The organism is Bradyrhizobium sp. CCBAU 53351, from assembly GCF_015291745.1.
Taxonomy (GTDB): Bacteria; Pseudomonadota; Alphaproteobacteria; order Rhizobiales; family Xanthobacteraceae; genus Bradyrhizobium.
Genome location: NZ_CP030059.1, coordinates 6163507 through 6176837 on the forward strand (window position 1 = coordinate 6163507; position 13331 = coordinate 6176837).

A 13331-nucleotide genomic window follows, 5' to 3' on the forward strand; every position below is an offset into this window, starting at 1 on the left:
CGCGCCCCGGAATGACAGCGAGACTAATCCCCCGCCCTCAACCGGTATCCGATCCCCGTCTCAGTCAGCACGTATTGCGGCCGTTCCGGATCGGCTTCGATCTTCTGGCGAAGCTGGCGGACGTAGACGCGTAAGTATTGCGCGTCGGTCAATTCGTCCCAGAGCTCCTTGAGCAGGAAGCGATGGGTCAGCACCTTGCCGGCGTGCTGCACCAGCACGCGCAAAAGATCGTATTCCTTGGGCGACAGCTTGACCTCGCGTTCGCCGACCTTGACGATGCGGCGGACGAGATCGACGGAGAGATCGCCGGTGCGGAACACCGGGCGTTCGCCCTGGACCTGGAGCTGGTGGCGCAGCGCCGCGCGCAGGCGGGCCAACAGCTCGTCCATCCCGAACGGCTTGGTCAGATAATCGTCGGCGCCGAGATCGAGCGCCTGGACCTTGCCGGCCTCGTCGCCGCGGCTCGACAGCACCACGATCGGCACGGCCTCGTTGCGGGCGCGGATGGTGCGCAGCAATTCGTGTCCCTGAACGTCGGGAAGTCCGAGATCGAGAATGATCAACGCCGGCGCTTCCTCGAGCTTCTCCAGCGCGATCTTGCCGTTCGACGCCTCCAGGATGTCGTAGCCTTGCGTCGACAACCCCATCCGCAGCAATTTGCGGATCGGCGGCTCGTCGTCGATGATCAGGACCTTGATCGGGGCGGCGCTCATGCGGCGGTATCCAATGCGCGGCTCTCTGCCGGAACGGGAAGACGGATGGTGAGGACGGCGCCGCTCCGCTCGCTGCGGTTGGCGGCCGAGATCGTGCCGCGCATCGCCTCGACGAAGCCGCGGGAGATGGCAAGGCCGAGCCCGGTGCCGGGACGGACATGGTCGCCCTTCTGCACACGGTAGAACTTGTCGAACACGCTCTCGAGCTCGTCGGGCGGAATGCCGGCCCCCTCGTCCACGATCTCGAGCACGACATGATCGCGATCGCGCCGACTGCGGATCGAGACCGTCGTGTTGGGTGGCGAATATTTGGCGGCGTTGTCGAGCAGGTTGAACAGCACCTGCTCGAACAGTACGGCATCGAGCTGGAGCATCGGCAGATCGGCGGCCAGCACCAGCTCGACCTTATGGCCGCCAAGGATCTTGGCTGCGCGCCGCAGCGCGCTGCCCACGATCTCGCCGAGGTCATGCAGCGCCGTGTTGGGCACGATGGCGCCGGATTCGAGCTTGGTCATGTCGAGCAGATTGGCGATGAAGCGGTTGAGCCGTTCGGATTCATCGATGACGGTGGCCAGCAGGTCGCGCTTCTCCGTGTCGGACAAGGCCCCGGCGAGATCGCGCATGGTCGAGGCCGCTCCCAGCACCGAAGCGAGCGGCGTCTTCAGATCGTGCGAGATCGAAGTCAACAGTGCGGAGCGCAAGCGTTCGGATTCGACGGTGCGCTTGACGCGGTCCATATCCTCGACCAGCAGCACGCGCTCGATCGCCAGCGCGCCCTGGTCGACCAATGCGTCCAGCAGCCGGCGCTGGTCCGGCGTCAGCAGCGGCCCGGTGCGGTCATTGTCGATACCGATGACGCCGATCGGGCCGCGCCCGGTGCGCATCGGCAGGAACAGCCGTTTTGCGCCCGGCAGCGTATCCGAGCCACGGCCGGCGGGGCGGTCGTTGCTCCAGGCCCAGTTGGCGGCGGCGAGATCGGCCTGGTCGAGATCGTCTTCCGGCGGGTAGCCGGACTTCACCGTCAGCAAGCCGTCTTCCGGCAGCAGCAGCACGACGCGGACCTTCAGCATCAACGCGATCTGGTAGGCTGTTGCCCACAGCACGTCGTCGAGCGTCGCGGTGCCCGCGAGCTTGCGGCTGAAGGCGTGGAGCTGCTCGGTCATCCTGATCCGGCCAATGGCGGTATCGGCCTGGATGCGCACGCGCGCGGCGACGTTGGAGACCAGCATGGCCACCACCATGAACAGGAAAAATGCGGCGACGTTGGTCGGGTCGGTGATGGTGAAGGTGTAGATCGGCGGGATGAAGAAGAAATTGTAGCAGAGCGACGCCGCGACCGTCGCCAGCAAAGACGGCCACAGGCCATAGCGTACAGCAACCGCCACGACCGAGGTCAGCAGCACGAGATCGACGTTCTCGATGCCGAAATAGGGCTGGATCAACTTGGCGGCGCCAAGGCCGATCAGCACGATCCCGAGCGCGTAGAGATAAGGTCGGGCATCGAAAGGCTCGGATCGCGCGGCGGTCTGCACCGCCGTCTTGGATGCATCCTCGGCCGGAAGTTCGTCGCCGGGAATGACGTGAACGCTGATATTGCCCGCACGGCGGACCAGATCATGCACCACCGAGCCGCGCGTTAATTCGAACCAGCGCGAGCGCGTCGACTTGCCGATCACGATCTGGGTGACGTTGTTGCCTTGCGCGAAATTGACGACGTCATCGGCGATGCGGCGCCCGACCGCGGGGATGGTCAGCGCCTCGCCGCCGAGCGATTCCGCCAGCCGCAGCGTGTCGGCCAGCCGGTCGCGCTCCTCGTCGGACAATTGCAGCGAGCGCCGCGTCTCGATCGAGAGTGCGGTGAACGGCGCATGCAGCCGGTCGGCCAGCCGCTTGGTGTAGCGGACGAGGCCCGCCGCGCGAGGATCCTCGCTGACGCAGACCAGGATCCGCTCGCCCGCGGCCCAGGGCCCGGAAATCGCATTCGCCTGCATATGAGTGAGCAGCTGCTCGTCGACCCGCTCGGCGGTGCGCCGCAGCGCGAGCTCACGCAAGGCAGTTAGATTGCCCGGCGAGAAATAGTGCTCCAGCGCCCGCTCGGCTTGGCGGGGCACGTAGACCTTGCCTTCTTTCAGCCGCTGGATGAGATCGTCGGGCGTGAGGTCGATCAGCTCGATGGCATCGGCGCGGTCGAACACGGAATCGGGCACCGTCTCGCGCACCCGGACATGGGTGATCTGGGCGACGACGTCGTTGAGGCTTTCGATGTGCTGGATGTTGACGGCGGTGTAGACGTCGATGCCGTGGGTCAGCAGCTCCTCGACGTCGAGATAGCGCTTGGGATGGCGACTACCTGCTGCGTTGGTGTGGGCGAGCTCGTCGACCAGCGCAATCTGCGGCCGGCGCGCGATCACCGCATCGAGATCCATCTCCTCGACGATCTGGCCGCGGTACTCCAGCCGCTTGCGCGGGACCATTTCGAGCCCGCGCACCAGCGCCTCGGTCTCGGCGCGGCCGTGGGTCTCGACGAAGCCGACCACGACGTCGATGCCGGCCTTGCGCTTGGCGTGGGCGCTTTGCAGCATCTCGTAGGTCTTGCCGACGCCGGGCGCGGCGCCGACGAAGATCTTCAGCTTGCCGCTCTCCTCCCGGCGCGCCGCTTCCAGCAGTGCTTCGGGGGACGGACGTTGTTCGGGATCGCGGCGCTGTTGAACCATCAGGCCAATATAATCATCGGGGCATTCCCAGCCTAGGCCGCTACTTCGCCGACGCACGATCCAGCGCGAGATTCAGCGCCAGAACGTTAACCCGGGGTTCGCCGAGCAAGCCGAGCACGCGGCCCTGAACGTTGGAAGCCACAAGCTGCCTCACGGCGTCTTCCTGCATATTCCGCGCCTTCGCCACGCGCGGCACCTGGAATTGCGCCGCTTCCGGCGAGATGTCGGGATCGAGGCCGCTGGCCGAGGTCGTCACCATGTCAACCGGGACCGGCCCGCTCGGGTTCTCGGCCTTGAGCTTGTCCACGTCCTCCTTCAGCCGGTCGGCCAGCGCCTTGCTGGTCGGGCCGAGATTGGAGCCGCCGGAATTGGCGGCATTGTAGGGTGCCGACACCGTCTTGGTCGAATCATTCGGGTCCGGGGCCAGCGTCGCCGAGGGACGGCCGTGGAAATATTTGTCGTCCTTGAACTCCTGTCCGATCAGGGCGGAGCCGATCACCTTGCCGTCCTTCTCGATCAGACTGCCTTGCGCTTGTTTCGGAAATAGCACACCGGCAATGCCGGTCATTGCCAGCGGATAGGCCAGTCCCGTGATGGCGGTGAGCGCCAGCAACAAGACGATGGCGGGACGGATTTCTCTCAACATGACAGGCCTCCTTTAGGCCAAGTGCAGGGCAGTGACCACGAGGTCGATTGCCTTGATGCCGATGAACGGAATGACGATGCCGCCCAGGCCGTAGACCAGAAGGTTGCGGCGCAGAAGGGCACCGGCGCCGACCGCGCGATAAGCAACGCCCTTGAGCGCCAGCGGGATCAGCGCGATGATGATCAGCGCGTTGAAGATGATCGCCGACAGGATGGCGCTCTGCGGGCTCGACAAGTTCATGACGTTGAGCACGTTGAGCTGAGGGTAGAACGCCAGGAACATCGCCGGAATGATCGCAAAGTACTTGGCGACATCGTTGGCAATCGAGAACGTCGTCAGCGCGCCGCGCGTCATCAGCAGTTGCTTGCCGATCTCGACCACCTCGATCAGCTTGGTCGGGTTGGAGTCGAGATCGACCATGTTGCCGGCCTCGCGCGCGGCCTGCGTGCCGGTGTTCATGGCGACGCCGACATCGGCCTGGGCGAGTGCCGGCGCGTCGTTGGTGCCGTCGCCGCACATGGCGACCAGCTTGCCCTTGGCCTGCTCGTCGCGGATCAGCTTGAGCTTGTCCTCGGGGGTGGCCTGCGCCAGGAAGTCGTCGACACCGGCTTCCGCCGCGATCGCGGCCGCTGTCATCGGATTGTCGCCGGTGATCATGATGGTGCGGATGCCCATGCGGCGGAGCTCGGCGAAGCGCTCGCGAATGCCGCCTTTGACGATGTCCTTGAGCTGGACGATTCCGAGCAGCTTGCCGTCCTTGGCGACGGCCAGCGGCGTGCCGCCGGACTTCGACACGTCGTCGGCAATGCCCTGGATCTCGCGGCCGAGCTCGGAGAGCGCGGCAGGCTGCATCGCCCGCGCCGTATTGCCGGATGCGACCGCGGTCACAGCGCCGCCGCCGATATAGTTCAGCATGGCATCGACCGCACCCTTGCGCACCGATGAGCCGCCGGCATCGACGCCGCTCATGCGGGTCTGCGCCGTGAACGGGATGAAGGTGGCCCCGAGCTCGCCCATGTCGCGGCCGCGGATGCCGTACTTCTCCTTGGCCAGCACGACGATGGAGCGGCCTTCCGGAGTTTCGTCGGCGAGCGAGGCAAGCTGGGCGGCGTCCGCCAGCTCCTGCTCGGTCACTCCGCGCACCGGACGGAAGGCGGTCGCCTGCCGGTTGCCGAGGGTGATGGTGCCGGTCTTGTCGAGCAGCAACGTATCGACGTCGCCGGCCGCTTCCACCGCCCGGCCCGACATCGCCAGCACGTTGAAGCGCACCAGACGGTCCATGCCGGCGATGCCGATCGCGGACAACAGCGCGCCGATCGTGGTCGGGATCAGCGTCACGAACAGCGCGACCAGCACGATCACCGAGATCGAGCCGCCGGCATAGGCCGCATAGCTCGGAATGGTGACGGTGGCGAAAACGAAGATGATGGTGAGGCCGGCGAGCAGGATGTTGAGCGCGATCTCGTTTGGCGTCTTGGCCCGCTCGGCGCCCTCGACCAGCTTGATCATACGGTCGATGAAGGTCGAGCCCTGGGCCGCCGTAATGCGGACGCGGATCCAGTCGGACAGCACCTGCGTGCCGCCGGTCACAGCCGAACGGTCGCCGCCGGATTCGCGGATGACGGGCGCCGATTCACCGGTGATGGCGGCTTCGTTGACGGAGGCGACGCCCTCGATCACCTCACCGTCCGAGGGGATCGTATCGCCCGCCTCAACCAGGACGAGATCGCCGACCTTCAGGCTCGTGCCGGGCACCAGCCTGAAATCACGGCCCGCGCCGCTCAAAAGCTTGGCCTGGCTCTCGGTGCGGGTCTTGCGCAGCGTCTCGGCCTGCGCCTTGCCGCGGCCTTCGGCCACCGCTTCAGCGAGGTTGGCGAACAGCACGGTGAACCACAGCCAGAGAATGATCTGGAAGGTGAAGGCGAGATTTTCCCCGCCGGTGACGAGGTCGCGGACGAAGATCACAGTGGTCAGCGCGGCCACGATCTCGACCACGAACATCACAGGGTTCTTGATCATGGATCGCGGATCGAGTTTGGTGAAGGCAGCACCAATCGCCGGCACCACGATCTTGGGATCCAGCATCGCCGAGACTGGCATGCGCTTGTTGGGTTTGTGGACTGGTTCCATGGAGGTCACTCCGAAAGCTGGATCAGAAAACGTTGCCGGCGTTCATCGCGAGATGCTCGGCGATCGGGCCGAGGGCGAGCGCCGGGAAGAAGGTCAGGCCGCCCATGATGAGGATGACGCCGACGACGAGGCCGACGAACAGTCCGCCGGTGGTCGGAAAGGTGCCCGTCGACGGCGGGATCGATTTCTTCTCCGCGAGCGAGCCGGCTATGGCCATGGCCGGCACGATCATCAGGAAGCGGCCGACGAACATCGCGCAGGCACCCGTCAAGTTGTAGAACGGGGTGTTGCCGGTGAGACCCGCGAAGGCCGAGCCGTTGTTGCCCGTCTGCGACGAATAGGCATAGAGCACTTCCGAGAAGCCATGCGGGCCGGCGTTGGCCATCGAGGCCACGCCCGTGGGCAGCACCACGGCCACGGCCGACCAGCCCAGGATCATCAGCGGCAGGATCAGGATCGCGAGCATCGCCATCTTGACCTCACGCGCCTCGATCTTCTTGCCGACATATTCCGGAGTGCGGCCGACCATCAGGCCTGCGACGAAGATCGCAAGGATGACGAACAGCAGCATGCCGTACATGCCGGCGCCGACGCCGCCGACGATGATTTCGCCGAGCTCGATGTTGATCAGCGGAATCATGCCGCCGAGCGCCGTAAAACTGTCATGCATGGCGTTGACGGCGCCGCAGGAGGCTGCCGTGGAGATCACGGCGAAGAGGGAGGACGCGACGATGCCGAAGCGGACCTCCTTGCCCTCCATGTTGCCGCCGGTCAGGCCCAGCGCCTGCAGCGTCGAGGTGCCGCTCGCCTCCGCCCAATAGGTGACGGCGACGCCGGCCAGGAACAGCACGCCCATGACCGCGAGGATCGCCCAGCCCTGACGCTGGTTGCCGACCATGCGGCCGAATACGTTGGTCAGGGCAGCACCGAGCACGAAGATCGAGAGCATCTGCACGAAGTTCGACAGCGCCGTCGGGTTCTCGAACGGATGCGCGGCGTTGGCGTTGAAGAATCCGCCGCCGTTGGTGCCGAGCATCTTGATCGCGACCTGCGAGGCGACCGGGCCGACCGCGATGGTCTGCTTGGCGCCTTCGAGCGTGGTCGCCTCGACGTAGTCTCCGAGCGTCTGCGGCATGCCCTGCCAGACCAGGAACAGCGCGTAGACGATACAGATCGGCAGCAGCACATAGAGCGTGCAGCGGGTGACGTCGACCCAGAAGTTGCCGACGGTACGCATCGAGGCGCGCGAGAAGCCGCGGATCAGCGCCACCGCCAACGCGATGCCGGTCGCCGCCGACAGGAAGTTCTGATGCGTCAGGCCGACCATCTGGGTCAGATAGGACAGCGTGCTTTCGCCGCCGTAGTTCTGCCAGTTGGTGTTGGTGATGAAGGAGACCGCAGTGTTAAAGGAAAGATCTTCGGCAACCGCGCCTCGTCCAGCGGGATTGAACGGCAACACAGCCTGGAGCCGCATCACGCCGTAAATGACGAGGAAGCCGCCGACATGAAACAGCAGCATGGCGACCGTGTAGGTCAGCCAGTGCTGTTCGCGCTTCTCGTCCACGCCGGAGATCCAATAGATGCCGGCCTCGATCGGCCGCAGCACCGGCGACAGGAACGTCCGCTCGCCGCCGAACACGCGCGTCATGTACCGGCCGAGCGGCTTTGTGAGTGCGACAATGACGACACAGAACAGAATGATCTGGAGCCAACCGATCATGGTCATGGAATCAACCCTTCAAGCTTGGTGTCCGCCGCAGCAGCGGCAGCAGCAGCGCCAGCAGGCCGGCGACGAGCACGGCGTCCGCCAGCAGTAGTTCGACAATCAGCAGCACGGGTCAGAACCGCTCGGGCCGCAGCAGCGCGTAGGTGAGATAGACCAGCAGCCCGAACGAGACGGCACCAGCGAGCGCATAATCGAAGATCATGGTGCGCTCCCTCACAGCCGTTCGCAGGCGTAGGTGTAGCCGATCGCAAGGGCAAAGAAGCCGAAGCCAAGCGCCAGCATCAGAATGTCCATCATGGGATTCTCCTCGTTGCGCCCCAAGCGGACGCAACCTTTCTCGGGGGCCCGACGGCCGCGCGCAGAAGATGGAAGATATTTGCGCGGTGGCTGCCGGGACTTTCGACCGTGCTGAAGTGCCAGCGCGGGCATAGGTTTTCGAGATGAGGGCTATGGCGACGTTATAGGAATCTCATAAAGGCCGGGCGGTGGCTCGATTGAGCCACGATCTCGCCAAATGTCCCGCTGGCTCCCCGCGAAGCCGTGGCAATCGCATAAACATTCAGCCAAGGTCGTCATGCCCAGGCTTGTCCCGGGCATCCACGTTCTTCGCGCTGCCGTGGATGGCCGGGGCAAGCCCGGCCATGACGACGTGGTAACTCTCAGTGCCCCCTAGCCCACATCTCATGCTATGGCTTCACGGGACGACAGCGGTTGATGACGCCCCTCACGTCCCACCCGCTCACTTATGAAATCCCTATATCTCGCCCCCGATCCCCATCTCGCTTTCAAATGCCCTCCCCGGCCATCTTGGCGGTGCCGGCCGACTGACCGACGCCAGTTCCAGGAGGTCAGACATGATCGCCATTCTCCGACGCCTCGACCCACCTTCGCTCAGCCAGCACCTTCGCGCGGCCGCAGGGATGACACGCCCGTTGATGCTCGAAATCATCGACAAGGCCTGCCCGCGCGTCCGCTCGCTCGGCCAAAGCGAACGCATCACACGCCTCATGCGCCTGATCGATGCCGGGGCCTGGGCTGACGGGGCGCTGGCTCTGCTGGAGCTCGAGCTGCCGATGTGGCACGTCCGCCGCCTCGCCTATGACGAGGGCGAGTGGCATTGCGCGCTGTCACGCGAGCGCGAGTTGCCGGACTGGCTGGACGCCGCGGTCGAGGCCCGCCATGCCGACCTGTCGCTGGCTCTGCTGTCGGCCTTGGTCGAGGTCCGGGCATTGGCCGCAGAGGTGACGCGGCCGAGCGTTCCTTCCGTTCGCCCCCTGCGGGATCGGCTTTACGAGCCGCTCGCCTGCGACAATTTCGGCTGAAGCTATGACAGAGGGACCCTGGACATGCCGGTGCTGCTACAACACGCTGAACAACCGCCGCGCTGGGCTGAACGCCGGCCCGCGCAATCGAAAGTGCGCAGCGCCCAGCTCGAGCATCTCGCGCGGCCTGTGCTGACCGTGCTCTCGATGGGCAGCGTGCTCACCGCCCTGATCGCGCTGAGGGCCGCCATCTATCTTTGGCAGCTCCATGCCTGACGGGGACCGACCAGCATGCCGTTCCTCAAGGGAAATCTGGAGCAGATGGTCACCGTGACCATCCTGACCATGACGCTGAGCCTGATCTGGGGGGCGATCCTGACGCTCGTGATCACGCTGGTGGCGCGCGGCCTCGGCGTCTAGCTTCGCCGTTCCGCTTCGATCAGCCGCGCCAATTCCGCCGCGGTGGCCTCGATCGGCCGGCCGCTGCGCTCGACGCGGGCCTGGATCAGCGCGCCCTGGAGCGCCGACGTGCAGAGCACGGCAAGCGTCTCCGCCCGCGACCTGGCAAACCCGTCGGCGACGAGCTTGTCACGCAGGAGCGATATCCGCGCCGCATAGGCCTTGCGACCGGCCTCGGAGACGGCCCGTTCGCGCGGCGCAAGCTCGAGCAGCACGGTCGTGATCGGGCAGCCGTTGCGGAAGCCGGAGCCCTGCATCCAGCCTGCCAACAGTCGCGCGTGGGCGCGCAAGAGGTCGGTGGTCGAGCCGCATTCCTGCGCGAGCTTGGCGACCGTCGCCGCGACGCGGCGGCCCGCCTCCTCCACCGCCGCCACCGCAATCGAGGACTTTCCGTCCGGAAAGTAATGGTAGAGCGATCCCTTGGGCGCCCCGCTGGCTTCGACGATGTCGTTGAGGCCGGTCCGGGCAAAGCCCTGGCGGCGGAACAGCGTCAGCGCGGCATTGATGATGGGCTGGCGGTGTTTCGGCACGGCCGGCATGGCGCTTTCCCCCTCGTACGAAATTATATTGATTGGTCTACATCAGCCTCCGACAGTCAAGACTAGTCCATGACGGGAGAGGCAAATGGCAGTCGGAGTGAGCTTCGAGGTGAACGATGGCGTCGCGCGGATCGAGCTCGACGACGGCAAAGTCAATGTGATGTCGACCAGCATGCTGGCCGCGATCGGCGCCGCCTTCGACCGGGCCGAAAAGGAAGCCGAGATCGTGGTGCTGCGCTCGGCACGGCCCGGCATCTTCTCCGCCGGCTTCGATCTCAAGGTGTTCGCCTCGGGCGATGCCGCAAAGAGTCTCGAGATGGTCCGCGCCGGCGCCGAGCTGGCGCTGCGGCTGATGTCTCATCCGCACCCGGTGATCGGCGTGATGGAGGGCCATGCCTTCCCGATGGGAACGTTCCTGCTGCTCGCCTGCGATGTCAGGCTGGGTGCGCACGGGCCGCACCGCATGGGGCTGAACGAGGTCGCGATCGGCATCGCGCCGCCGAGCTTTGCCATCGAGCTGGCGCGCAGCCGCCTGCATCCGGCCTGGCTCAGCCGCACCGTCACGCTGGGTGAAATGTACGAGCCCGAGGATGCGCTGACCGCAGGCTTGCTCGATCGTGTGGTTCCGCCGGAAGCCATCGACTCCGCCCTTGCGGAGACCGTCGCTGCGCTACGCGCCATCCACAGGCCGTCGCACGCGATCGCGAAGAAGCGCCTGCGCGAGCCCGCGATGGATGCGATGCGCGCGGCGATCGACCGCGAGTTGACCATGGCTGCCTACGCGGCGAGCAATCGCGCCCGCAGCGCCGTGGCGGTGCCCTGTTGAAGCCACCTGCCTCCTCGGAAAAGACCCGGCGATCTGGCGCAACTTGGGGGAAACGTGTAGATCGGTTTCATGAGCACAGGCAATGTCAACGTCGTCGCCCACCCCCTGGTCCAGCACAAGCTCTCCCTGATGCGGGAGAAGGATCGCTCGACCAAGAGCTTCCGCGAGATCCTGAACGAGATCGGGATGCTGCTCGCCTATGAGGTTACGCGCGATTTGCCGCTGGAGCTGGTCGAGATCGAGACACCGATCGCGCCGATGCGGGCGCCCAAGATCGCCGGCAAGAAGCTCACGCTGGCGCCGATCCTGCGCGCCGGCGTCGGTTTCCTCGATGGCATGCTGGCGCTGATGCCCTCCGCGCGCATCGCCCATATCGGGCTCTACCGCGATCCCGAGACATTGCAGGCCGTGGAATATTACTTCAAGGCGCCGCAGGACCTGTCCGACCGCACCGTGATCCTGATGGACCCGATGCTGGCGACGGGCAATTCGGCCTGCGCCGGCGCCTCCCTGCTCAAGGCCCGCGGCGCCCGCGACATCCGCTTCGTCTGCCTTCTGGCGGCGCCCGAGGGCATCGCGCAATTCCAGAGCGAGCATCCTGATGTGCCGATCTGGACCGCCGCGATCGACGAGCGGCTCAACGATCACGGCTACATCGTGCCGGGCCTGGGCGATGCCGGCGACCGGATGTTCGGTACCAAGTAGACAGATTTGAGCGATCGGGTTACTCCGCTTGCCATGAGTACCAATGCGTTTTCGCTGCAATCGCTGATCCGGACAGAGGCCGCCGCTGACCCCGCCTTCGTCTTCGACGGCACGCCGGTCTCGCGCGCGCAGTTCTCGGAGAAGGTTGAGCAGACCGCCGCCTGGCTCGCTGCGCAAGGCATCGGCAAGGGGGACGTGGTCGCGGTCTGGCTGGTCAACCGGATCGAGTGGCTCGCGCTGCTGTTCGCCGCCGCCCGCTGTGGTGCGATCGTCGCCGCGGTCAATACGCGTTACCGCAGTGCGGAAGTCGCGCATCTGCTTCGGCTGTCCGGCGCCAGGCTGATGGTGGTCGAGGCCGCATTCCGCTCGATCGACTTTGCCGCAATCCTTGCCGGCATCGCCAGGGATGAGCTGCCCGCTCTGCGGAAGCTCGCAATGGTCGGCGCGGACGCGATCCCCGCGCATTGGCCCTGTGTGCGCTTCGATGCCTTCGACGGATCCTATCCGCCCGCTCCCCCTGCCCAGGACGACATCGACCTGCCGGTGCTGCTCTACACGACATCGGGCACCACCAAGGGACCGAAGCTCGTGGCGCATTCGCAGCGGACACTGGCGGGCCATGCCGTCACCGTCGCCAAGGCCCTGAATCTCTCACCGCAGCGTCATGCGCTGCTGGCCATGCTGCCGTTCTGCGGCACCTTTGGCATGACGAGCCTGCTCGGCTTCGTCGCAGCCGGTGCAACCATTCATGTGCTCGACGCCTTCGAGGCGGCACCGGCGCTGAAGATTCTCGGCACGCAAGGGATCACGCACGCCTTCGGCTCCGACGAGATGTTCCGGCGCATTCTCGCCCTCACCGATGCGCCGCGTCCATTCCCGCATCTGGAAACGTGCGGCTTCGCCGCCTTCCAGCCCGGTTGGCGCGAGCTTGCCGCGGAAGCCGAGGCACGCGGCCTGCCGCTGTTCGGCCTCTACGGCTCGAGCGAGGTCCAGGCGTTGTTCTCGATCGCGCGGCCTGGTGATGCCTTCGCCGACCGCATCGAGGGCGGCGGCTGGCCGATGTCGTCCGACGCGCACGTGCGTGTACGTGACACCGAGACCGGCGCGCTTGCAGCGAGTGGCGTGTCCGGCGAGATCGAGATCAGCGCGCCGTCGCGCTTCCTCGGCTATTTCAACAATCTGGAGGCGACGCGCGACGCAATCACCGCGGACGGGTTCTTCCGCACCGGCGATATCGGCCGGCTGCGCGGCGACGGCTCCTTCGTCTACGAGACCCGCGCGGGCGATGCCATGCGGCTCGGCGGCTTCCTCGTCGCGCCCGGCGAGATCGAGGACGAACTCAAATCCTGTGCCGGCGTGACGGATGCGCAGGTGGTTGCAGTCGATCTGAAGGGCCAGGCACGCTGTGTCGCGTTCGTGATTCCTGCAAGGGAGCCGCCCATGCAGGAGACGTTGATCGCGCATCTGCGCCAGCGGCTCGCCGGCTACAAGGTGCCGGCGCGAATCTATCTCGTGGATTCCTTTCCCGTCACCGACAGCGCGAACGGCGTGAAGATCCAACGCGCCAGGCTGCGCGCCATGGCGATGGAGCGGATCGCCGCCGAATAGCCG

General features: G+C 65.8%; 13 protein-coding genes. 6 read left to right on the forward strand and 7 right to left on the reverse strand.

The genetic code is table 11. The annotated features are described in order from the left end of the window. Window positions 1-23: 23 nt before the first annotated feature. From XH83_RS29260 to XH83_RS29285, 6 genes are all read right to left on the reverse strand, one after another. Window positions 24-713, reverse strand: coding sequence for a response regulator (locus XH83_RS29260; RefSeq protein WP_194404089.1), 690 nt, complete (start codon window positions 711-713; stop codon window positions 24-26). Next, window positions 710-3427, reverse strand: coding sequence for a sensor histidine kinase KdpD (locus XH83_RS29265; RefSeq protein WP_194404090.1), 2718 nt, complete (start codon window positions 3425-3427; stop codon window positions 710-712). The genes XH83_RS29260 and XH83_RS29265 overlap by 4 nt, the downstream gene beginning before the upstream one ends. 40 nt (window positions 3428-3467) lie before the next feature. Next, the gene (locus XH83_RS29270) at window positions 3468-4073 is read right to left on the reverse strand and encodes a K(+)-transporting ATPase subunit C (RefSeq protein ID WP_194404091.1); all 606 of its coding nucleotides are present in this window, start codon (window positions 4071-4073) and stop codon (window positions 3468-3470) included. A 12-nt stretch (window positions 4074-4085) separates the two neighbouring features. Continuing rightward, window positions 4086-6203, reverse strand: coding sequence for a potassium-transporting ATPase subunit KdpB (kdpB, locus tag XH83_RS29275; RefSeq protein ID WP_194404092.1), 2118 nt, complete (start codon window positions 6201-6203; stop codon window positions 4086-4088). A 22-nt stretch (window positions 6204-6225) separates the two neighbouring features. Next, on the reverse strand, window positions 6226-7929 hold the full coding sequence (kdpA, locus tag XH83_RS29280; protein WP_194404093.1) for a potassium-transporting ATPase subunit KdpA: 1704 nt from the start codon (window positions 7927-7929) through the stop codon (window positions 6226-6228). A 112-nt stretch (window positions 7930-8041) separates the two neighbouring features. Continuing rightward, window positions 8042-8131, reverse strand: coding sequence for a K(+)-transporting ATPase subunit F (locus tag XH83_RS29285; protein WP_018641117.1), 90 nt, complete (start codon window positions 8129-8131; stop codon window positions 8042-8044). Between the two features lie 652 nt (window positions 8132-8783). Between XH83_RS29285 and XH83_RS29290 the strand changes: the two genes are divergently transcribed. From XH83_RS29290 to XH83_RS40265, 3 genes are read left to right on the forward strand one after another with little or no spacing between them, the layout of a single operon-like run. Continuing rightward, entirely contained in the window at window positions 8784-9251 is a 468-nt protein-coding gene (locus tag XH83_RS29290; RefSeq protein ID WP_194404094.1) for a hypothetical protein, read from the forward strand. Window positions 9252-9275: 24 nt separating this feature from the next. Beyond that, the gene (locus XH83_RS29295) at window positions 9276-9467 is read left to right on the forward strand and encodes a hypothetical protein (RefSeq protein ID WP_194404095.1); all 192 of its coding nucleotides are present in this window, start codon (window positions 9276-9278) and stop codon (window positions 9465-9467) included. A gap of 15 nt (window positions 9468-9482) precedes the next feature. Next, complete coding sequence (locus XH83_RS40265) at window positions 9483-9611, forward strand: hypothetical protein (protein WP_256438865.1); 129 nt, start codon at window positions 9483-9485, stop codon at window positions 9609-9611. Here the strand turns inward: XH83_RS40265 and XH83_RS29300 are convergent. Then, a complete protein-coding gene (locus tag XH83_RS29300; protein WP_194404096.1) occupies window positions 9608-10189 on the reverse strand; it encodes a TetR/AcrR family transcriptional regulator in 582 nt (193 codons plus the stop codon). The genes XH83_RS40265 and XH83_RS29300 overlap by 4 nt on opposite strands. Before the next feature lie 85 nt (window positions 10190-10274). Here XH83_RS29300 and XH83_RS29305 point away from each other — a divergent pair, with 85 nt between their 5' ends. From XH83_RS29305 to XH83_RS29315, 3 genes are all read left to right on the forward strand, one after another. After that, window positions 10275-11015, forward strand: coding sequence for a crotonase/enoyl-CoA hydratase family protein (locus XH83_RS29305; RefSeq protein ID WP_194404097.1), 741 nt, complete (start codon window positions 10275-10277; stop codon window positions 11013-11015). Between the two features lie 69 nt (window positions 11016-11084). After that, window positions 11085-11720 carry a uracil phosphoribosyltransferase gene (upp, locus tag XH83_RS29310; RefSeq protein ID WP_106948511.1) on the forward strand — a complete coding sequence of 212 codons (636 nt, stop codon included), beginning with the start codon at window positions 11085-11087 and terminating at the stop codon, window positions 11718-11720. Between the two features lie 33 nt (window positions 11721-11753). Continuing rightward, the gene (locus XH83_RS29315; RefSeq protein WP_194404098.1) at window positions 11754-13328 is read left to right on the forward strand and encodes an AMP-binding protein; all 1575 of its coding nucleotides are present in this window, start codon (window positions 11754-11756) and stop codon (window positions 13326-13328) included. Window positions 13329-13331 lie beyond the last annotated feature (3 nt).

Excerpts from the sequence above, each read along its gene's own strand:
- XH83_RS29260 (WP_194404089.1), bottom strand. The coding sequence starts at position 713 with ATGAGCGCCGCCCCGATCAAGGTCCTGATCATCGACGACGAGCCGCCG.
- XH83_RS29265 (WP_194404090.1), bottom strand. The coding sequence starts at position 3,427 with ATGGTTCAACAGCGCCGCGATCCCGAACAACGTCCGTCCCCCGAAGCA.
- XH83_RS29270 (WP_194404091.1), bottom strand. The coding sequence starts at position 4,073 with ATGTTGAGAGAAATCCGTCCCGCCATCGTCTTGTTGCTGGCGCTCACC.
- kdpB (WP_194404092.1), bottom strand. The coding sequence starts at position 6,203 with ATGGAACCAGTCCACAAACCCAACAAGCGCATGCCAGTCTCGGCGATG.
- kdpA (WP_194404093.1), bottom strand. The coding sequence starts at position 7,929 with ATGACCATGATCGGTTGGCTCCAGATCATTCTGTTCTGTGTCGTCATT.
- XH83_RS29285 (WP_018641117.1), bottom strand. The coding sequence starts at position 8,131 with ATGATCTTCGATTATGCGCTCGCTGGTGCCGTCTCGTTCGGGCTGCTG.
- XH83_RS29290 (WP_194404094.1), top strand. The coding sequence starts at position 8,784 with ATGATCGCCATTCTCCGACGCCTCGACCCACCTTCGCTCAGCCAGCAC.
- XH83_RS29295 (WP_194404095.1), top strand. The coding sequence starts at position 9,276 with ATGCCGGTGCTGCTACAACACGCTGAACAACCGCCGCGCTGGGCTGAA.
- XH83_RS40265 (WP_256438865.1), top strand. The coding sequence starts at position 9,483 with ATGCCGTTCCTCAAGGGAAATCTGGAGCAGATGGTCACCGTGACCATC.
- XH83_RS29300 (WP_194404096.1), bottom strand. The coding sequence starts at position 10,189 with ATGCCGGCCGTGCCGAAACACCGCCAGCCCATCATCAATGCCGCGCTG.
- XH83_RS29305 (WP_194404097.1), top strand. The coding sequence starts at position 10,275 with ATGGCAGTCGGAGTGAGCTTCGAGGTGAACGATGGCGTCGCGCGGATC.
- upp (WP_106948511.1), top strand. The coding sequence starts at position 11,085 with ATGAGCACAGGCAATGTCAACGTCGTCGCCCACCCCCTGGTCCAGCAC.
- XH83_RS29315 (WP_194404098.1), top strand. The coding sequence starts at position 11,754 with ATGAGTACCAATGCGTTTTCGCTGCAATCGCTGATCCGGACAGAGGCC.